General features: G+C 62.1%; 20 protein-coding genes and 1 pseudogene. 12 read left to right on the top strand and 9 right to left on the bottom strand.

Annotated elements, in window-relative coordinates; all coding sequences use genetic code 11:
* Nucleotides 1-164 precede the first annotated feature (164 nt).
* From PMI03_RS20820 to PMI03_RS31830, 9 genes and pseudogenes are all read left to right on the top strand, one after another.
* Complete coding sequence (locus tag PMI03_RS20820; RefSeq protein ID WP_007697429.1) at nucleotides 165-1,301, top strand: D-mannonate oxidoreductase; 1,137 nt, start codon at nucleotides 165-167, stop codon at nucleotides 1,299-1,301.
* A complete protein-coding gene (locus PMI03_RS20815) occupies nucleotides 1,298-1,981 on the top strand; it encodes an amino acid ABC transporter permease (protein ID WP_007697423.1) in 684 nt (227 codons plus the stop codon). Before PMI03_RS20820 ends, PMI03_RS20815 begins: the two co-directional genes overlap by 4 nt.
* An 11-nt stretch (nucleotides 1,982-1,992) precedes the next feature.
* On the top strand, nucleotides 1,993-2,646 hold the full coding sequence (locus PMI03_RS20810; RefSeq protein WP_007697420.1) for an amino acid ABC transporter permease: 654 nt from the start codon (nucleotides 1,993-1,995) through the stop codon (nucleotides 2,644-2,646).
* Nucleotides 2,630-3,358, top strand: coding sequence for an amino acid ABC transporter ATP-binding protein (locus tag PMI03_RS20805; RefSeq protein WP_007697418.1), 729 nt, complete (start codon nucleotides 2,630-2,632; stop codon nucleotides 3,356-3,358). The genes PMI03_RS20810 and PMI03_RS20805 overlap by 17 nt, the downstream gene beginning before the upstream one ends.
* A gap of 48 nt (nucleotides 3,359-3,406) precedes the next feature.
* Nucleotides 3,407-4,210, top strand: a complete 804-nt coding sequence (locus PMI03_RS20800) for a transporter substrate-binding domain-containing protein (RefSeq protein ID WP_234711788.1) — start codon at nucleotides 3,407-3,409, stop codon at nucleotides 4,208-4,210.
* 90 nt (nucleotides 4,211-4,300) lie between these two features.
* The gene (locus PMI03_RS20795; RefSeq protein WP_007697414.1) at nucleotides 4,301-5,311 is read left to right on the top strand and encodes a zinc-binding alcohol dehydrogenase family protein; all 1,011 of its coding nucleotides are present in this window, start codon (nucleotides 4,301-4,303) and stop codon (nucleotides 5,309-5,311) included.
* A 4-nt stretch (nucleotides 5,312-5,315) separates the two neighbouring features.
* A complete protein-coding gene (locus PMI03_RS20790; RefSeq protein WP_007697413.1) occupies nucleotides 5,316-6,839 on the top strand; it encodes a UxaA family hydrolase in 1,524 nt (507 codons plus the stop codon).
* 164 nt (nucleotides 6,840-7,003) lie between these two features.
* Entirely contained in the window at nucleotides 7,004-7,279 is a 276-nt protein-coding gene (locus tag PMI03_RS20785; RefSeq protein ID WP_007697411.1) for a helix-turn-helix transcriptional regulator, read from the top strand.
* Nucleotides 7,276-7,506 (top strand): annotated as a pseudogene (locus PMI03_RS31830) (HipA N-terminal domain-containing protein); the annotation flags it as partial. The gene PMI03_RS20785 and the pseudogene PMI03_RS31830, both read left to right, overlap by 4 nt.
* Here PMI03_RS31830 and PMI03_RS31825 read toward each other — a convergent pair.
* Nucleotides 7,408-7,731 carry a hypothetical protein gene (locus PMI03_RS31825; protein ID WP_234908406.1) on the bottom strand — a complete coding sequence of 108 codons (324 nt, stop codon included), beginning with the start codon at nucleotides 7,729-7,731 and terminating at the stop codon, nucleotides 7,408-7,410. The pseudogene PMI03_RS31830 and the gene PMI03_RS31825 overlap by 99 nt on opposite strands.
* On the opposite strand from PMI03_RS31825, the gene PMI03_RS20780 reads away from it, so the two are divergent.
* Nucleotides 7,684-8,508: a HipA domain-containing protein gene (locus PMI03_RS20780; RefSeq protein ID WP_309574447.1), complete on the top strand. Its 825-nt coding sequence runs from the start codon at nucleotides 7,684-7,686 to the stop codon at nucleotides 8,506-8,508. The genes PMI03_RS31825 and PMI03_RS20780 overlap by 48 nt on opposite strands.
* 22 nt (nucleotides 8,509-8,530) lie before the next feature.
* On the opposite strand, the gene PMI03_RS20775 is transcribed toward PMI03_RS20780, so the two are convergent.
* The 8 genes from PMI03_RS20775 to PMI03_RS20740 all read right to left on the bottom strand — a co-directional run bounded on the left by PMI03_RS20775 (nucleotide 8,531) and on the right by PMI03_RS20740 (nucleotide 16,525).
* The gene (locus PMI03_RS20775) at nucleotides 8,531-9,307 is read right to left on the bottom strand and encodes an enoyl-CoA hydratase (RefSeq protein WP_007697407.1); all 777 of its coding nucleotides are present in this window, start codon (nucleotides 9,305-9,307) and stop codon (nucleotides 8,531-8,533) included.
* Nucleotides 9,304-10,218: a 3-hydroxyacyl-CoA dehydrogenase family protein gene (locus tag PMI03_RS20770; protein WP_007697406.1), complete on the bottom strand. Its 915-nt coding sequence runs from the start codon at nucleotides 10,216-10,218 to the stop codon at nucleotides 9,304-9,306. The genes PMI03_RS20775 and PMI03_RS20770 overlap by 4 nt, the downstream gene beginning before the upstream one ends.
* A gap of 2 nt (nucleotides 10,219-10,220) precedes the next feature.
* Entirely contained in the window at nucleotides 10,221-11,426 is a 1,206-nt protein-coding gene (locus PMI03_RS20765) for a CaiB/BaiF CoA-transferase family protein (RefSeq protein ID WP_039974442.1), read from the bottom strand.
* Between the two features lie 16 nt (nucleotides 11,427-11,442).
* Nucleotides 11,443-12,993 (bottom strand): histidine ammonia-lyase, encoded by a 1,551-nt coding sequence (hutH, locus tag PMI03_RS20760; RefSeq protein WP_007697404.1) that lies wholly within the window; start codon nucleotides 12,991-12,993, stop codon nucleotides 11,443-11,445.
* A 114-nt stretch (nucleotides 12,994-13,107) separates the two neighbouring features.
* Nucleotides 13,108-14,022: an ABC transporter substrate-binding protein gene (locus tag PMI03_RS20755; RefSeq protein WP_007697403.1), complete on the bottom strand. Its 915-nt coding sequence runs from the start codon at nucleotides 14,020-14,022 to the stop codon at nucleotides 13,108-13,110.
* Nucleotides 14,023-14,045: 23 nt separating this feature from the next.
* A complete protein-coding gene (locus PMI03_RS20750) occupies nucleotides 14,046-14,759 on the bottom strand; it encodes an ABC transporter permease (protein WP_007697389.1) in 714 nt (237 codons plus the stop codon).
* Nucleotides 14,760-14,763: 4 nt separating this feature from the next.
* Complete coding sequence (locus PMI03_RS20745; RefSeq protein ID WP_007697385.1) at nucleotides 14,764-15,408, bottom strand: ABC transporter permease; 645 nt, start codon at nucleotides 15,406-15,408, stop codon at nucleotides 14,764-14,766.
* On the bottom strand, nucleotides 15,398-16,525 hold the full coding sequence (locus PMI03_RS20740) for an ABC transporter ATP-binding protein (RefSeq protein ID WP_007697381.1): 1,128 nt from the start codon (nucleotides 16,523-16,525) through the stop codon (nucleotides 15,398-15,400). The genes PMI03_RS20745 and PMI03_RS20740 overlap by 11 nt, the downstream gene beginning before the upstream one ends.
* Nucleotides 16,526-16,919: 394 nt before the next feature.
* On the opposite strand from PMI03_RS20740, the gene PMI03_RS20735 reads away from it, so the two are divergent.
* Both PMI03_RS20735 and PMI03_RS20730 read left to right on the top strand, forming a co-directional pair.
* Nucleotides 16,920-18,476, top strand: coding sequence for an acyl CoA:acetate/3-ketoacid CoA transferase (locus PMI03_RS20735; protein ID WP_007697378.1), 1,557 nt, complete (start codon nucleotides 16,920-16,922; stop codon nucleotides 18,474-18,476).
* On the top strand, nucleotides 18,466-19,266 hold the full coding sequence (locus PMI03_RS20730) for an SDR family NAD(P)-dependent oxidoreductase (RefSeq protein ID WP_007697374.1): 801 nt from the start codon (nucleotides 18,466-18,468) through the stop codon (nucleotides 19,264-19,266). The genes PMI03_RS20735 and PMI03_RS20730 overlap by 11 nt, the downstream gene beginning before the upstream one ends.
* Nucleotide 19,267 lies beyond the last annotated feature (1 nt).

The raw sequence follows: 19,267 nt of genomic DNA, 5'->3' as shown, positions 1-19,267 counted from the left end.
TCCCGTATCATATAAGCCGGATTATTTATATAAAAAACAGTTGACTCGAAAATTCCAGGCTGTTTTATATATGCAAAAGACAGTCGAAGGGAGGATCGAAGCTTGTCTGGAATTCATCTTGCAAACACATCTCTGGACCGCGCCTCCTTCGGGAAGATAGACGCGTGAGCGGCCGCATCATCCAATTCGGAACGAGCCGCTTCCTGCAGGCGCATGTGGCATTCTTCCTCCACGAAGCGGCCGAAGCCGACCAGAAGGTCGGCCCCATCACCATCGTTCAGGTCTCCGGATCAGGCAGCCGAAGCGGCCGCGTCGCGGCATTCGGCCGGCCGGAAGGCTATCCCGTCGTCATTCGCGGCATGTCGGACGGCAAGGTGATCGATCGCACGGTTCGGGTTAAAAGTGTCGACCGCGGCCTGTCGGCGGCAAGCGACTGGGCCGAGATCACCCGGCTCTTTGTCGAAGAAGCGGATTTCGTCGTCTCCAACACAGGCGACACCGGCTATCGGACCGATCCGGATGGCGATGACTTCTCCGCAGGCGACCGCCCTCCACACTCATTCCCGGCAAAACTGGCAGAGCTTCTCTGTCGTCGCTGGCAGGCATCGGCGCGTCCCCTGGTAGTGCTGCCTTGCGAACTGGTGACGAGCAACGGTCAGGCCCTGAAACAGGTTGTCGTCGAAAGCGCCCGGCGAAACGGTCTGCCGACAGACTTCTTCGAATGGCTCGACCGCGATGTCGCCTTTGCCGATACGCTGGTCGACAGGATCGTGTCCGAACCCATCGAACCGATTGGCGCCGTCGCGGAACCCTATGCCCTCTGGGCAATCAAACGGGCACCGGGTGTCCGCCTGCCCTGCACGCACGAGCAGATCGTGCTGACCGACGATCTCGAACCCTATGAGCGCCTGAAGCTGCATATCCTCAACCTCGGGCATACCTATCTGGCCGAGATCTGGCAGACCGATGGCCATGCGAGTGATCAGACGGTCGGCGGAATTCTCGCTGATCCGAGCATACGGATGCGGCTGGAAGCCCTCTATGAGAACGAGGTCGTCCCCGGCTTCGCCTCGAAAGGCATGGGTGAAGAAGCCCGGACCTATGTCGCGACCACGCTCGATCGCTTCCTTAACCCGTTCCTCAATCACCGCATTGCCGATATCGCGCAGCATCACGCCCAGAAGGTCGAGCGCCGCATCGCCGCCTTTCTCGACTGGGTCGGAGAGACGCCTGAACAGCACGCAGCCCCAACCCTGCGCGGCATAGCGTCACGCTATCCGACATCGGGAGGGGCAGCATGAGCTACCAATTCGATTTTGCCTCCCTCCTGCCCTACTGGAAGGAGTTCGCGCTCGGCGTCTGGCTGACACTTCAGCTCTCCGTCATCTCCACGGTCATCGGCTTCGTCCTCGGCACGCTCTGCGCCATCGGCCGGGCCGACGGCGGCCCCTGGCTTCGCGGCATCATTGCCACCTATGTCGAAGTCATCCGCAACACGCCGCTACTGGTGCAGGTGTTTCTGGTCTATTTCGGTATCGCTACCCTCGGCGTCCACGTCTCGGCGAACATGGCTGCCGTCGTAGCCCTGGTCGTCAATGTCGGCGCCTACACATGCGAGATCGTCCGCGCCGGCCTGCAATCCATCCACAAGGCGCAGCTCGAAGCGGCGGAATGTCTTGGGCTGTCGCGCAAGCAGACCTACTGGCATGTGATCATCCGCCCTGCCATCGAGCGCGTCTATCCGGCGCTGACCAGCCAGTATGTGCTGCTGATGCTGGCCTCCTCGATCACCTCGCAGATTTCGGCGGAAGAACTGACCGCCGTCGCCAACCGCATCCAGTCGGATACGTTCCGCAGCTTCGAAACCTACATCGTCGTCGGTGTCCTCTATCTCCTCCTGTCCTTCGTCGTCCGCATCGCCCTCTGGCTGCTGGGCCTTGGTCTCTTTGTTCGCCGGCGCAAGCTCGGCACGGCTCTGTAAAGGACGCGGCCATGACAACATTCGGCTTGGTTCATCTGGAGTTTCTGGGTTGGGCGGCGATGTGGACAGCGGGCCTTTCGGTGATCGCCTTCCTCGGCGGTGGCTTTCTCGGCTTTCTCGTCGCGCTGGCACGCGTCAGCAGCTCGGGCGCATTACGAACGGCGGCGGCGGCCTACATTCAGATCGTTCAGGGCACACCGCTGCTGGTGCTGCTGTTCCTCATCTATTTCGGCATCGCCATTCTCGGCTTCGATCAGGTTCCGGCGATCATCGCCGCAGCAGCCGGCCTCATCATCTATTCCTCCGGCTTCCTCGGCGAGATCTGGCGGGGCTGTATCGAATCCGTGCCGAAGACCCAGTGGGAAGCGGCGGAGTGCCTGGCCCTGTCACGCTGGCAGCGCATGATCAAGGTCATCCTGCCGCAAGCGCTGCGCATCGCCACGCCGCCGACCGTCGGCTTTCTGGTGCAGATCGTCAAGAATACCTCGCTCGCCTCGGTCGTCGGTTTTGTCGAGCTGTCACAGGCCGGCAAGCTCATCAACAATTCGATCTTCGAACCCTTCACCGTCTTCATCGTGGTGGCAGTATTTTACTTCGCCATGTGCTTTCCGCTCTCTCTGTGGAGCCGCAACCTCGAGAGGAAGCTCAATGTCGCCAATCGTTAAAGTCACCAACGTCCACAAGGCCTTCGGCGCCGTCAAGGTTTTGAACGGCGTATCGTTCGAGGTTGGACGCGGCGAGGTTGCCGCCGTGATCGGCCAGTCCGGTTCGGGCAAGTCGACGGCGTTGCGCTGTATCAACGCACTCGAGACCATCGAAAGCGGCACGATCGAGGTCTGCGACCATGCCGTCCATGACCCCAAGCTCGACAAGAGCGCGCTGCGCCGCGATGTCGGCATCGTCTTCCAGAGCTACAACCTCTTTCCTCACCTGACGGCCGAGCAGAACATCATGCTCGCTCCAACCTGCGTGAAGAAGCTGGGCAAGGCCGCCGCCCGCGATCTGGCGCGCGAAGTGCTGAGCCGCGTCGGCCTTGAGGCCAAGGCAGAGCATTTTCCGGAGCAGCTTTCCGGCGGCCAGCAGCAGCGCGTGGCAATTGCCCGCTCCCTGGCGATGACGCCGAAGCTGATGCTCTTCGACGAAGTGACGTCGGCGCTCGATCCGCAGCTGACCGGCGAGGTGCTGAAGGTCATGGAGGATCTCGCCCGTGGCGGCATGACGATGATCCTCGTCACGCATGAGATGGCCTTTGCCCGCAAGGTGGCATCAAAGGTCGTCTACATGCATCAGGGTCAGGTCTGGGAAACCGGGCCGGGCGCGATGCTGGACAATCCGCAAACGAAGGAATTGCGCGAATTCGTGGGTAGCGGCCTCTGAGGCCGAAACGGGAAGAGATTTTGTTGGAAGGACAATGGGATGGAGAACATGAAACGTAGAAGTTTTCTGGCAGGCATAACCGGCGCATTGGCCGGTGCAACAATATTGGGCGTCAATGCGCGCCAGGCTCTGGCCGATACGCTGGAGACCATCAAGACGCGGAAGAAGCTGCTGATCGCTGTCGATCTCGGCTCACCGCCATTCGGCATGAGCGATGCGGCGATGCAGCCGACCGGCTCCGACGTCGAGACCGCCAAGCTTCTGGCCGCCGATCTCGGCTATCCGCTGGAAATCGTGCCCGTCACCAGTCCGAACCGCGTGCCCTTCCTGCTGACCAGCAAGGCCGACATCGTCATGGCGTCCTTCAGTGTCAACGAGGAGCGCAAGAAGGTCATCGATTTCACCGATGCCTATGGCGTCATCCAGATCGTTGTCGCAGCGCCGAAAAGCGCAAACATCAAGACCCTGCAGGATGTTGTCGGCCAGCGCCTTGGCACGACCCGCGGCTCGACCAACGACAAGGTCGCGACGACGGAGGCACAAGGCGCCGAAATGGTGCGCTATGACGACGACGCGACACTGATCACCGCGCTGGTTTCCGGCCAGGTCAACATCATGGCGTCCTCGCCACAGATCATGGCCGCCGTCAACCAGCGCCGCACGAGCGACCCGCTCGAGGTCAAGCTGGTGCTGAAGACCAACCCTTACGCCATCGGCCTGCGCAAGGGCGACGACGCGCTGAAGGCGACGCTGAACGAATGGATCGCCAAGAACCTTGCCAACGGCAAGCTCAACGAGATCTATCAGAAGTATAATGGCGTAGCGCTTCCGGCCGAGATGCCGAAGACGTAAAACAAACACCGGAGCGCCGCATTGTCGGCGCTCCCTGCAATCCCATGAAGCGGTTCGAGCGGGCTGGCCCCTGCGGACAAGGAGTAAACGATGAAAGCACTGATCTGCAACGAGCCGGGCCGGCTGTCTCTGATCGAGCGGGATATTCCCGTTCCTGCGGATGGCGAGGTGCTGGTCCGCATCAAACGCGTCGGCATATGCGGCACCGATTTTCATATCTTCCAGGGCAAGCACCCCTTCCTCGAATATCCGCGCGTCATGGGCCATGAGCTCTCAGGCATCGTCGAGAATGCACAGGGATCGGCGCGGCTGAAGAAGGGCGACAATGTCTATATCGTCCCTTATCTCTCCTGCGGAAAATGCGTTGCCTGCCGTCGCGGCGTGACCAATGCCTGCCAGAACATCGCCGTGCTCGGCGTGCACAAAGACGGCGGCATGTCCGAATATCTCTGCGTTCCCGAACAGAACGTCATCTCGGCCGGCAAAGCTTCGCTCGACGAGGCGTCGATGATCGAATTCCTGGCGATCGGCGCCCATGGCGTCAAGCGTGGCAACATCCAGGCTTCCGACCGCGTTCTCGTCGTCGGCTCGGGACCGATCGGCATGTCGGCGATCATCTTCGCCAAGGCGCGCGGTGCTGATGTGACCGTCATGGACATGCGCGAGGACCGCCTTGCCTTTACGACCAGCGCGCTCGGCGCCAACAGGACCCTTCTCGCCAACGAAGATGCGGAAGCGCAGGCCAAGCGGCTGACCGATGGCGATTTCTTCGATGTCGTCATCGACGCCACCGGCAACGCCGGCGCGATGCAGCGCGGCTTCGGCTTCGTCGCCCATGCCGGACGATACGTCCTCGTCAGCGTCGTGCGCCAGGACATCACCTTCTCCGATCCGGAATTCCACAAGCGCGAGACGACACTGTTTGCCAGCCGCAACGCTCAGCCGGATGATTTCGCCGAAGTGGTGAAGCAGATGGAAGCCGGACGCGTGCCGACGGCTGCTCTCAACACCCATCGCGGCGCGCTCTCCGACGCTCCCGGGCTCTTCACCGAGTGGCTGCGCCCCGAAGCCGGCGTCATCAAAGCCATTTTGGAGGTGTGATTGCATGGCCGCGCCGCGCACGCTTCGCCTCCATGACGCCGACAATGTCGTCATCACCATCGAAAGCCTGTCGCGAGGCAAGGTGATCGACGGCGGCGTCACGGTCACAGCAGCCGTTCCGCGCGGCCACAAGGTCGCCGTCCAGAAGATCCGCACCGGCGAGCCAATCCGTAAATTCGGACAGATCATCGGTTTTGCGAGCAGCGACATCCAGCCTGGTGACTGGGTGCACGAGCACAATGTCGCGATCCATGATTTCGAGCGCGATTATGCTTTTGCCTCCGAGGCGAAGCCCGATGGCGGGCTTCTGCCCGGCGAAAGCCCAGCAACATTCGAGGGGTTCCGGCGCGCGGACGGCCGCGTCGGCACGCGAAATTATATCGGCATCCTCAGCTCCGTGAACTGTTCCGCCACCGTCGTCGACTTCATCGCCGACGAGATCATGCGCTCCGGCATCCTTGCCGATTATCCCAATGTCGACGGCGTCGTTCCCTTCACGCACGGAACCGGATGCGGCATGGGCAGCAAGGGCGAGGAATATGATCTGCTGGCAAGGACCCAATGGGGCTATGCCAGCCACCCCAATTTCTCCGCCATCCTTCTGATCGGGCTTGGCTGCGAGGTGTTTCAGATCCCGCGCCTGAAAAAGACCCACGGCATTGCCGAGGGCGAGCATTTTCAGAGCCTGACGATCCAGGAGGTCGGCGGTACGCGTAAATCGGTGATGATGGGTGTCGAGAAAATCCGCGAGATGCTGCCGTTTGCCAATAGGTCGGTGCGCGAAACTGTTCCGGCCTCGGAGCTGATGCTGGCGCTGCAATGCGGCGGCTCGGACGGCTATTCCGGGCTGACCGCCAATCCGGCACTGGGAGCAGCCGTCGATATTCTCGTGCGCCATGGCGGCACCGCGATCCTCTCTGAAACGCCGGAGATCTATGGCGCGGAACATCTTTTGACCCGGCGAGCGGAGAGCCCCGAGGTCGGCCAGAAGATCGTCGACCTGATCGACTGGTGGCGGGATTACGCCGCCAAAACAGGCGGCGAATTGAACAACAACCCCTCGCCCGGCAACAAGGCCGGAGGCTTGACCACCATCCTGGAGAAATCCCTCGGCGCCGTGGCCAAGGGCGGCAGTTCCACCCTGCGCGGTGTCTATCGCTATGCCGAGCGCATTGACCGCAAAGGCTTCGTCTACATGGATACGCCGGGCTACGATCCGGTCGCGGCGACAGGCCAGGTGGCAGGCGGCGCCAACGTGCTCTGCTTCACCACCGGCCGTGGATCGGCCTATGGCTGCAAGCCGACCCCATCGCTCAAGCTCGCCACCAATTCCGATCTGTTCACGCGGATGGAAGAGGACATGGACATCAATTGCGGCGATATCATCGATGGCGTGTCGATCGAGGAAAAGGGCCGCGAGATCTTCCAGTCCATTCTGGAGACCGCCTCCGGCAAGCGCTCGAAATCCGAACTGCTCGGCTACGGCCGCAACGAATTCGTACCCTGGCAGCTCGGCGCGACGATGTGATCTCAAGAGCCGTTGAAATCATCGCTGTCAACAGGTGTCTCTCCATGAAATAACTTACCGATCGGGAAGTATTTTGATCTCCACGCGATATACTTCCCGATCGGTAAGATCACCCTTGCTGGCATGAAAATCTTCCTGTACGGTAAGACAAACAGGAGATGAGAATGATCCGCTCGGCGCGCGACTTTGGAACCCTGATCAAAAACAAGCGGAAAGCACTCGGCTGGACGCAGGCCGAACTCGCGACCCGGTCTGGGACAGGCGAGCGCTTCATTGTCGAGCTGGAGGCGGGCAAGCCGAGCTGTCAGCTTGAAAAGGCACTCATCGTTGCTCGTGCCGTAGGCTGCGAGCTCGCAGATCTCAAATCCGCATCGCCACAGCCGTCGAAACAGGAAGACGACGAACTCGGCTTCCTGCCGACCTTTGGTGACGGGACATGACAGCCATCTATTACGAGAGATTTCCGGTTGCGTACCTGACGTTCACGGATCAGTGGCGTCTCGACTACGATCCCACATGGGAAGCACGCCGCTCCGCTTTTCCAGTTTCGCTTACGATGCCGTTGCAATCAGGACCGGTGGCTGCGGACAAACTCCTTCCCTGGCTCGCCAACCTGCTGCCCGAACTTCATCTTGCGGAAATCGGGCAACGCCTCAAGGTATCCCCCCAGGATATCGTCGGTCTCCTTGGGCATATCGGCCGCGACACCGCCGGTGCCCTGTCCATCGGTGAGCCAAAGAAACCCGGCGTCCATCTCAGACCGGTTCCGGACGAGACGGCGCTGGAGCGCATTCTGAATGAACTTCCAGCCAGGCCATTTCTCGTCGGTGAGCGTGGCGTCTCGATGTCGCTGGCTGGCGTCCAGGAAAAACTGCCGGTCTTTGTCGATCAAGATGGCCGGATCTCAATCCCGGTCGACGGCACCCCCTCGACCCATATCGTCAAGCCGGACACGGATCGCGTGACAGGAAGCGTCGACAACGAAGCTTTCTGCCTGGCGCTGGCCGGGGTATGCGGCTTGGACGCCGCCGAGGCGACGATCGGTCAGGCGGGCAAGCGTCGCTATCTGCTGGTGAAGCGCTATGATCGTTTCACCGATGGGCAAGGCGACATGCGCCGGGTCCATCAGGAAGATCTTTGCCAGCTTACCGGCCACTTTCCGTTGCAAAAATATGAGCGCTCATCATCCGGCGCGGGCGTCACGATGAGACAGATGTTCGGTGCGATCAATGATCTGATCTCGCCGGGTGAGCGACTAAAACTGCTGGATGCCGTCATCTTCAACCTGCTGATCTGCAACTCAGATTCGCATGCGAAAAACTACTCCATCCTGATAGGCGCGGGTGGATCGGCCAAATTGGCGCCGCTATACGACGTGATGTGCGCGGCAGCCTACGAACAAGTCGATCAGAGCCTGCCGCAAGGCATCGGAGGAAAATTCAACGCTTCGGATCTGCACGGCAAGGATTGGAAAGCATTTGCCGAAGAGGTAGGCCTCAGCCCGGCGTCGACGATCAAGCGTATCGAGGAACTTGCGGAGCTTGTTGACAGTGCCTGCGATAGCGCCAGAACAGACATCTTGGAACGAGGCGGCGATCCGACAAAGATCCTTGACCGCCTGACCCACTCGATCCGGAAGAGATGCCATCGCATTCGGCGCCAGCTTTAGGAGTTGGTGGAAACCGCGCCCCTCACCGTCCCTTGAACTGCGGCGGCTCCTTCGCGGCAAAGGCACGCATCCCCTCCGCCCGGTCATCGCTTGCTGCGATCAGGGCCGAAAGCGAGCGTTCGTATCGGATGCCGACGGAGAGCGGCGCTTCGAAGCTTTCGAGCACCGCGGCCTTGGCCATCGCCACGGCAAGCGGTGCAGCCTTGGCGATGCGTTCGGCGATCGCGCAGGCTAGATCGTCCACGGTCTCGCCATCGCCGGCGATGCTGCTGATCAGGCCGCAGGCTCTTGCCTCTTCCGCATCGAGTTTGCGCCTGGCCAGAACCATCTCCATCGCCATGGATTTGCCGACGGCGCGCACCAGGCGCTGTGTCCCGCCGGCGCCGGGTATGGTGCCGATCGCGGTTTCCGGAAGGCCGAACAGCGCTGTGCGATCGGCGACGACGATGTCGCAGATCAGTGCCAGCTCAAGACCGCCGCCGAGGGCATAGCTCGAAATCGCGGCGATGAGCGGCTTGGCGATGGCCGCCACCTCGTCCCATTTCTCGCTGAAGCCGCTGGTATAAAGCTCGATGGGACTGGCGGCGGCGAGCGATCCGATATCGGCGCCGGCGGCAAAGCCGCGCTCGCTGCCGCTGATGACGATCGCCCGCAAGGCTGGATCCGCCTGGCACTCGCGCAGCGCGTCGACAAGCCCGGTCAGCATCTCGATATTGAGCGCGTTTCGCTTGGCCGGACGGTCAAGGATGACGCGCGCGAAGCCGTCTTGCTTCTCGGTTTTGACGAGAGATGATGTCATGGCTTGCGCCTTTCCGTCAGCAGGCGGACGGTATCGTCGCGGCGCGCGATTGCAGCCGCGATCTCTTCAGCCGTCCAGTCGTAAAAGCCGCGACCGCTCTTCGTTCCGAAAGCGCCCTCCTCGCACAGCCGGCTTACCAGCGAAGGTATGCCTTCGTTGCGGTCGAGCGCCGGCATCAATATGCGCGACACTTTCTCGACCGTATCGAGACCGGCCAGATCCATCAGCCGCAGCGGTCCCGCCGCCGACCAGCGCGGCGCAAGCGTCGTTTCGACCGCCCGGTCGACATCCTCAATGGAGGCGGCGCCCACTTCGACGAGGTGGAGTGCTTCTCGCAGGATCGCATATTGCAGCCGGTTGACGACGAAGCCCGCTATATCGGTCTTCACCTCAATCACTTCCTTGCCGATATCGGCGCAGAGCACGCGGGCGCGTTGAACGACCTCATCCGAGGTTTTCTCGCCGCGCACGATCTCGACAAGCGGCATGACCGCCGGTGGATTGAACCAGTGAATGCCGACGACCCGCTCTGGCCGGGCGAGCCCCGCCGCGATCAAGGTGATCGGAACGCTGGAGGTATTCGTCGTCAAAAGGCAATCGACCGGCGCCGTGGCTTCGATCTCGCCGAAGATGCGCTGCTTCAGCGTGACGTCTTCCGCCAGATTCTCACTGACGATACCGGCGCCAGCGACGCAGTCCTCGATCGAGGTCGTATACTCCACCGCCGCTTCGCCGGCGATGGCGACGATCCGGCTCCTCGCCTTGTCGAGCGTCTCTGCGCTGCGGGAATAGACGGCGACGGTATAGCCTTGTGCTGCAAACACGCCGGCGATGCCGGCACCCATCGTGCCTGCACCGAGCACGGCGACCTTCGGCCGAATGCGGGTCTTGTCGTTAATATCCTGCGCCATGGTCAGATGACTCCCCGCAGCCGGAGATTTTCGATATCGGGGCCGTCCAGCCCCAGCTCATCGCTCAAAACCGCATCCGTATGTTGCCCCAGGGTCGGCGCGACATAATCGCCACCCGAAGCAATGCCGCTGAAACGGACCGGCTGCGGCATGACCTGGAATTCACCGGCATTGCGATGCTGCACGGTATGCAACAGCTGGCGGTGCTGCGCATGCGGCGTGGCAAGCGCCTGGGCAAGATCGTAGATCGGCGCGGCCGGGACACCCGCCTCGTCGAGCAGCTGCGTCACCTCCTCCGTCGAGCGGGTGCGCGTCCAGCCCTCGATGATGGCTCTCAGCTCCTCCTGATGCCCCTGCCGATCGGGATCCGTCTTGAAGCGGGGATCCGCGGTCAGGCTTGGATTGCCGAGCGCGCGCGCCAGTCGGGCAAAGAGCGCATCATTGGCAACGGCGATGACAACATAGCCATCGGTCGCCTGATAGGAATCCATCGGCGCGCTGATCGGATGCGCGTTGCCGACGCGGCCGGGTGCGCCTCTGCCACCTGTGATCTGTGACAGTGAGACCATCTGCAGAGACATGATGGAATCGAGCATGGCGACATCGACATGCTGGCCCTTGCCGGTGCGATCGCGCTGAAGCAGCGCCGCAAGCGCGCCCCAGGAGCCGTAAATGCCGGCGACAACATCGCCGATCGCATCGCCCACGCGCGTCGGCGGGCCGTCCGGCCAGCCAGTGACGGTCATGATGCCGCCCATCGCCTGAACGACATGATCGTAGGCGGCGCGGTGGGCAAGCGGGCCGTCCTGGCCGAAGCCGGAAATGCTGACATAGATCAGGCGCGGATTGAGCGCTTTTACGGCCTCGTAGTCGATGCCCAAACGCGCCGTGACGCCCGGCCGGAAATTCTCGACAAGAATATCGGCGTGCTTGATCAGTCCGAGCAGCAGTTCGCGGCCCTCATCCGATTTCAGATCGAGCGTGACGCTCTTCTTGCCGCGATTGACCAGCATGAAATAGCTGCTCTCGCCGCCGACATGCGGGGAAAAGGCACGGGAATCGTCGCCATGATCGGGGATTTCGATCTTGGTCACCGTTGCACCGAGATCGCCGAGCATGGCGGAGCACAAAGGCCCCGCAAGCACGCGCGCCAGATCCAGCACCTTTATTCCATCCAGCGGCCGTACGGCCTGCGTTGCTTCGGTCACGGAAGTCTCCAAGCTCTTAAACGTTGACTGCGAGGGCACGGTCGACGGCCCTCCCGATGGTGCCGTTGTCGATGATGTCACGGACGGCCTGCAGTTCCGGATACATGGCGCGGTCGCTGTCGCGCGGCGGAACGACATGCCGGATCGCGTCATAGGCGGCGCCCGTACCCTTCCCCGGCCGTAACGGCCGGTGGAATTCCAGCCCCTGCGCAGCACAGATCAGCTCGATCGTCAGGATATCGGCGAGATTGTCGGCCGCAGTGCGGGCCTGCATTGCCGCGGAGACGCCCATGCTCACATGGTCTTCCTGACTGGCACAGGTGGTCACCGTATGGACCGAAGCCGGTGCCGCAAGGCTGCGATTGTCGCCGGCAATGGCCGCCGCCGCATAGGGCGGGATCATGAAGCCGGAATTGGCGCCGCTCGCGCCCATGAGGAAAGGCGGCAGCTCGCTGATATGGCCATTGGTCAGGCGATCCGACCTTGCCTGCGACATGGTGCTCACATGGGCAATGGCGATCGCCAGCACATCCAGCGCGAGCGCCGTCGGCGCACCATGGCCATTGCCGCCGGGCAGAGGCACAAGTTCATCGTCTTCGATGACAAAAACGGGATTGTCTGTCACCGAATTGATCTCGATGGCCAGGACATCCCGGCAATAGGCGAGCGCGTCGCGCACACCGCCATGGACCTGCGGAATGCAGCGCAGGCTGAGTGCGTCCTGAAGGCGATGATCGCGATGCTTCTCCAGTACCTCGCTACCCGAGAGAAGGCTTCGCAGCCGGCTCGCCGTCTCGGCCTGGCCGGGATGCGGCCGCATCCGCTGAAGACGCTCGTCATAGCCCCGGCTGTTGCCCTTCAATGCCTCCAGGCTCATGGCGCCGGCGATATCGGCGATCGCCACCAGTTGCTCGGCCTGATGGATGGCGAGTGCACCGATGCCGGTAATCTCATAGGTGCCGCTGATCAGCGCATGCCCTTCGCGTGGGCCGGGAGCCTTGACGGCAATACCGGCGCGGGTCATCGCCTCGCGTCCGGAAAGCAGCTCACCTTCGTACCAGGCGCGGCCCTCGCCGAAAATGACGAGACCGATATGCGAGGTGGCGATCAGATAGCCGACCGAACCTTTCGCAGGCGACCAGGGAATGACGCCGCGGTTGAGCATCTCGCTCATGGTCTCCACAAGTCCGGCGCTGACGCCGCTGCAACCCTGCAAGAGCGCCTTGATCATGGTCGCCATGATGGCGCGCACGGCCGGCGGATCAAGCGGCGTGCCCATGCCGCTCGCATGACTGAGCAGCGTGTTGAGCTGCATCTGGGACATGTCCTCGGGCTTGAGCTTGACGGTGTAGAGATCGCCGACCCCGGTCGTCAGACCATAGATCGGCACGTTATTCTTGATCGCCTTGAGAAGACGTTGTTGGACCCTGCTCATGCCGGCGATGGCGTCAGGGCAAAGCGCGACCTTTGCTCCCATCGCGATCGCTGCGATCTCCTCAATCGTGGTCGGCGCGGTGCCGAGCGTGACGGTGGTGGAGGCGTGTGACGATTGATCGCTATGTTCCATTTCCGCCCTCCCTGGACGGACGCCAGCCTTCTCCGTTTGGAGACAAGCGGCCTCTCTACTTCCCTCTGTCCAGGTGTCGGCGGCCGAACATGGGCTCGGCCGCCGTGATATCGATTAGTTCAGCTTGTTTTTCGTCAGCCAATCGCCAGCAACGGTGTCGAAGCTTTCCTGATTGGCGAGGCGACCGTTCATCTCGATCAGATCCTCGGTCGTCAGCGCGGCGGAGACGGCGTTGAGCGTCGCGGTGACCTTGTCGCTGACCTTGCTGGTGGCGATGATCGGCAGGATGTTCTGCGCCGGGAACAGGTTCTTCGTGTCCTTCAGCGCGACGAGCTTGCTCGCCTTCATCGCCGGATCGGTCGAGGTCATGTCAGCAGCGTGGACCTGACCGTTGGTCAGAGCCGAAAGGGTGAGCGGACCAGCGACATCAAGGGTTTTGAAATCCTTGAATACCAGGCCATAGACGTCCTTCAGGCCGACAACGCCTTCCTTGCGGGTCTTCCATTCCGGCGGACCGCCGAGGATGAGTTCACCGGCGACCGGCTTCAGATCCTCGATCGACGTCAGGGAGTATTTCTTGGCGGTCTCCTCGGTGACGGCAAGCACGTCCGAATCCTGAGCATCGGATGCCGTCAGCATCGACACGCCCTTCGGCAGCACCTTGCCGAGCGCCTCGACGACATCCTTCGGGGCATGCGCGGTCGCGTTCTTGTCGAGGTAGCTCAGCGTCGCGCCGGCATATTCGGGAAGAAGGTCGATCGAACCGTCGAGCAGCGCCGGCATGTAGACTTCGCGGCTGCCGATATTGAGCTTCGTGTCCACCTTCATGCCCTTGGCGGCCAGCGCCAACGCGTAGATCTTGGCAAGGAGCTGGCTTTCCGGGAAGTCCGCGGATCCGACAATGATCGTATCCGCATCCGAGCGTGGCGTGCTCGAGGACAAGGGGTCTTCGGCCCGCGCGAGCGGAGCGACCGCAAGAAGGGCAGAAATGGCAATGGCGCCGATTGCAAGCATGTTTCGCTTTATCATTATCGTTCTTCCTAGCTGTTCCGTTATTTTCCGTTTGCAAGCTGGCGCCGGGTGGCGGCGCCCTTCACAGTCCGGCGCGTCAAGCCGGGCGAGACTGCGATCCTGGATGCGAGGCCAAAGAACAGGTCGACGATCAGGGCGAGAACACCCACGAGAACGGCGCCGGCGGCCATCTGCATATAGTCGTTTTGGGCACGGCCATCGATGATGAGCCGGCCGAGGCCGCCAAGCGAGACGTAGGCGGCGATTGTCGCTGTCGAAATCACCTGCAAGGCCGCGCTGCGGAAGCCCGAAAAGATCAGCGGCAATGCACAGGGAAGCTCGACGGTGAGCAGCAAGGCGAGCGGCCGGTAACCCATGCCCCTGGCCGCATCGACGGCAGCCGGATCCACCGAGGTGATTCCGGAATAGGCACCCATCATGATCGGCGGCACCGCAATCAGCACCAGGACGGCGATGCTCGGCACCAGATAGGCCAGGTCCGATTTGAAATAGGGCCCGACGAGGATGACAAGCAGGACGATCAGGCCGAGGCTCGGCAAGGCGCGCGTGGCATTGGCAAGGCCGGCGATCAGGAAGGTCCCCTTGCCGGTATGCCCGACATAGAGGCCGGCAGGCAGGCCGATGAGCGCCGCAATGAAAAGCGAGATGAAGCTGTATTCCAGGTGCTGGGCGAGAAGGTTCGGGATGCCTTCCGAGCCTTGCCACTGCGCTGGATTGAGAAACCATTCGATCATGAGCTCACACCTTTCTCGGCCGCCAGGGCGTCAGCCAGCGATTGAGCAGGATGACGAGACCATCGAGGACGACAGCCAGCAGCAGGCAGAGCACGATGCCGGCGATCAGCGGCGTGACGAACCGGAGTTGAAGACCTTGCGTGAACAACAGCCCAAGCTGCGGTGTCCCGATCAAGGCAGCGACGGAAACGATGCTGACATTGGAGACGAGCGCCACACGCAGACCCGCCGCGATGACCGGCACGGCGATGGGTAGCTCGACCAGGAAAAATCGCTGTAGGGACCGATATCCCATGGCGGTGGCGGCCTGCAGCGTATCCGGGGGCACGGCGCCGAGGCCATCACTGACGGTGCGTACAAGCAGGGCCAGCGAATAGACCGTCAATGCCACGACCACATTGAGCGGATCGAGGATTTTCGTGTGGAGCACCAGAGGCAGAAGGACGAAGAGCGCGAGCGACGGGATGGTGTAGAGCAGGCCCGCGACCCCGAGGATCGCCGACTTGAACAGCCCGCTCTTATGCGCCAGCCATCCAAGCGGCAGCGAAAGGATGAGAGCGGCGATAACGGGAATGACGGAAAGGCCGACATGCCACCAGAACAGGTTGGCAATATTCCCGGACTCGCGCAGCAGCCAGTCAAACCGCATGGTCCGCTCCCTTCACCGGAGCCACCGGATCTTCCGATCCGTCCAGCAGCGTAACCAGATCCGCGACCCCGATGCAGCCCATCAGCTGACCCTTGTCGTCGACGACGACGCCGCGCCGGCTTGGCGAGCTCAAAGCCGCATCGAGAAGCTGTCGCAGTGAGCCGTCGGCCGAGGCGAGCGTGCCGCTAAGATTGAGGTCGCCCATCCGGATTGGCCCCTTGAGGCTTGCCGGTTCCGTCCAGCCAAGCGGCTCTCCGCGCTCGTTGGTGACCAGCAGCCAGCGATCCTTGGCGGCGCCTCGCGCTGCTTCCGGCGCATCGCCGAGCCGCACGGTCGGCTCGGTCTTGACAGATAGCCGGCCATTGGCGCCGACGAAGCCCAGGAAACGATAACCCCGGTCGCGGCCGACGAAATTGGCGACGAAGGCATCGGCCGGTTTCGTCAGCAACTCCTGTGGCGTCGCGATCTGCGCAAGCTCGCCGCCGACGCGCAGGACCGCGACCTGATCGCCAAGCTTAAGCGCCTCGTCGATATCATGGGTGACCATGATGATGGTCTTGCCCATCTCTCGTTGAAGACGCAGGAACTCGTCCTGCAGCTGCGTGCGGACAATGGGATCGACCGCACTGAAGGGCTCGTCCATCAGCATGAATTTGGGGTTGGAGGCGAGCGCGCGCGCCACGCCGACGCGCTGCTGCTGGCCGCCCGAAAGCTGCCAAGGATAGCGATCCGCAAAGCTTTCCGAAAGACCGACACGCTCGAGCAATTCCAGCGCGATCGCGCGGGCCTGCTTTTTCGGCGTGCCGTTCAGCCTGGCGGTCGTCGCGACATTGTCGATGATCGTCCGGTGCGGGAAGAGGCCGGCATGCTGAATGACATAGCCGATCCGACGCCGAAGCACCGCTTCGTCCATCCGCGACGTCGGCTCGTCGCCCAGCCGGATCGTTCCCGAGCTCGGAGCCACGAGACGATTGATCATGCGCAGCGATGTCGTCTTGCCACACCCGGACGGGCCGACAAGCACCGTCAATTTACCGGTCGGCGCCGTGAACGACAGTTCGTTCACCGCCACAACATCGCCGTGATAGCGCTTCGTCACATTTTCGAAAGTGATCAACCTGGCTCACCCATTCTTGTTCCACCTGTATATACAGGTTACACGAAACCAATGGCCGCGCAACTGGGATGGCAAAAATTTTAGCCGGACTAGTGGCCTGCCCATTTAATATGCAAAAACCTGCATTTAAATGTCTCGCGTTGCGAACGCGCGCTGAACACCGCGCCGCATTGCCGGACCTGAAATCCTCAGCCTTACAACTTGATAAAAACCATCGATTTGATTAGTAACGACATATGCAAGGGTAAAGCCCCAGCCCGCGAGCTCCAGAAAACGGCGCGCCACGCCGGTTTTCGCGATCAACTGCTAATTTTTTAATCAGCATCGATTATTGCCTTGCAAACGCTCATTCGCTATGCCTGTATATACAGCCAACCCTTAAATGGATGCGTTTATGCAGATCATCACTTCGAATGAAGCGGCGGCTCTTTTGAAAGACGGCATGACCGTCGCCGCTTCCGCTTTTGGAGGATGCTGCCATCCCGAGGCCATTTCAGCCGCCGTCGAGGAGCGTTACCTGGCGGAAGGCACTCCCCGTGATCTTACGCTCCTGTTTGCCGCCAGCGCCGGCGACCGCAAGACGCGCGGCATGGGCCATTTCGGATATGAAGGCCTCGTCAAGCGCGTCATCGCCGGCGGCTGGCGCGGCACTCCGCGGCTCGGCGAACTCGCACTGGCAGAAAAGATCGATGCCTATTGCTGGCCGCAGGGCGTGATCGCCCAGCTCTATCGCGCCATCGCCAGCGGCCAACCCGGTGTCATCACCCATATCGGCCTCGGCTCCTTCATGGACCCGCTGCATGGCGGCGGCCGGCTGAACGAGAGCACGACGACGGAACTGGTGGAGCGGGTTACCTTGCGCGGCCGCGACTGGCTGCTCTATCCCTCGATGCCGCTCGATTGCGTTCTTCTGCGCGGCACGACCGCCGACGAGGACGGTAATATCACGATGGAGGACGAAGCCTTTCCGGTCGATGTTCTCGCCATGGCGCAGGCCGGCCGGAATTCTGGCGGCATCGTTATCGTCCAGGTCAAGCGCATCGCCGAACGCGGCTCGCTACGCGCCGCCGATGTACGCATTCCGGGCATGCTGGTGGACTATGTCGTGGTCTGCGACGATCCCGCCCAGCATGGTGTCAGCTTCGGCGAAACCGATAATATCGCCTATACCGGCCGCTTCCGGGCCGCAACCGGCCAATTGCCACCGCTGTCGCTTTCCGTCGACAAGGTGATCCAGCGCCGCGCCTTCCAGGAACTTCTCAGCCACAGCCGAGCAACGATCAATCTCGGCATCGGCATCGCGGCGGGGATCGGCCGCATCGCCAGCGAAGAAGCCTATGACGACTATACCGTCACCATCGAATCCGGCGTCATCGGCGGCATTCCGGCGGAGGAGCTTTCCTTCGGCGCGGCGGTCAATCCGAGCGCCATCATTGCGCAGGCTTCCCAGTTCGATTTTTACGACGGCGGTGGCCTCGATGTCGCTTTCCTAGGGATGGCGGAGGTTGATGTTCGCGGCGCGGTGAATGTCAGCCGCTTCGGCAAGTCCATCGTCGGCGTCGGCGGCTTCACCAATATTTCCCAGACCGCCGGCACCGTCGTCTATATGGGCTCGTTCTCACATGGCGGCGCCGATATCCGGGTCGAGGATGGGAAGCTCTCGATCATGGCGGACGGCCGTTCCTGCAAGATCGTCGAGAAGGTGGCGCAAGTAAGCTCCGATCCCGGTGCCGCTCCGCAAGGCCAGAAGCAGATCGTCATCACCGAACGCGCCGTTTTTCACGTCATCGACAGCCGGCTGACACTGACGGAGATCGCGCCCGGCATCGATGCGAAAGCGCATGTCATCGACCGTCTGCCGTCGGGCGTTGCCATCGCCGACAAGCTCGGACAGATGGACACCCGCCTCTTCCGTCCATCCGCCATGAAGGATTCCGGCCATGAAGATTGATGGCTCCGTCGTCATCGTCACGGGATCGGCGACCGGCGTCGGCGCTGCCTGTGTCCGCATGTTTGCCGAAAAGGGCGCAAGGGTCGTCGTCAACTACAGCCGCAGCCGCGACGAGGCAGAAGAAACGGCCGCCGCCTGCAAGGCGCTCGGCACCGAGGTCGAAGTCGTTCAGGCCGACGTATCGGACGATGCCGCCTGCCGCGCGATGGTGGCCAAGGCCGTGGAGCGCTGGGGCCGGCTTGATGCGCTGGTCAACAACGCCGCCGTCACCGTCAAATCCGATCCCTTCGACCTCGAAACGCTTTCGGCCGAAGATTTCCAGAAGGTGTTCGGCGTCAATGTTGTCGGCGCCTACCAGATGTGCCGCGCCGCCATTCCGGCCATGCGCGCAACCGGCGCCGGCGCGATCGTCAACGTCTCCTCGAATGTCGCCTTTACCGGTGGCGGCACCTCGCTTGCCTATACCGCCTCCAAGGGCGCGCTCAACGCGCTGACCATGGCGCTTGCCCGCACCTGCGGCCCGGAGATCCGCGTCAACGCCGTCTGCCCCGGCGTCATCGATACCCGCTGGATGCGCCAGACGCTGGGAACCGACGCCTATGACGCGCTCGCCGCGCGCTTTTCCGGCACAGCACCGCTCGGACGTGTCGCAACGCCCGACGATGTCGCCGGCGCGGTCGTCTGGCTGATCGAAGGAGCGGAGTTCGTCACCGGCGAATTGCTCTCCGTCGATGGCGGCATTCGCCTAGCGGGCGGCGTGCGCAAACCTACCGCCAAGTCGGGAGCGTGAC

It is taken from the genome of Rhizobium sp. AP16 (assembly GCF_000281735.1).
GTDB lineage: Bacteria > Pseudomonadota > Alphaproteobacteria > Rhizobiales > Rhizobiaceae > Rhizobium > Rhizobium rhizogenes.
This window is presented reverse-complemented; position numbering and strand designations above follow the sequence as displayed.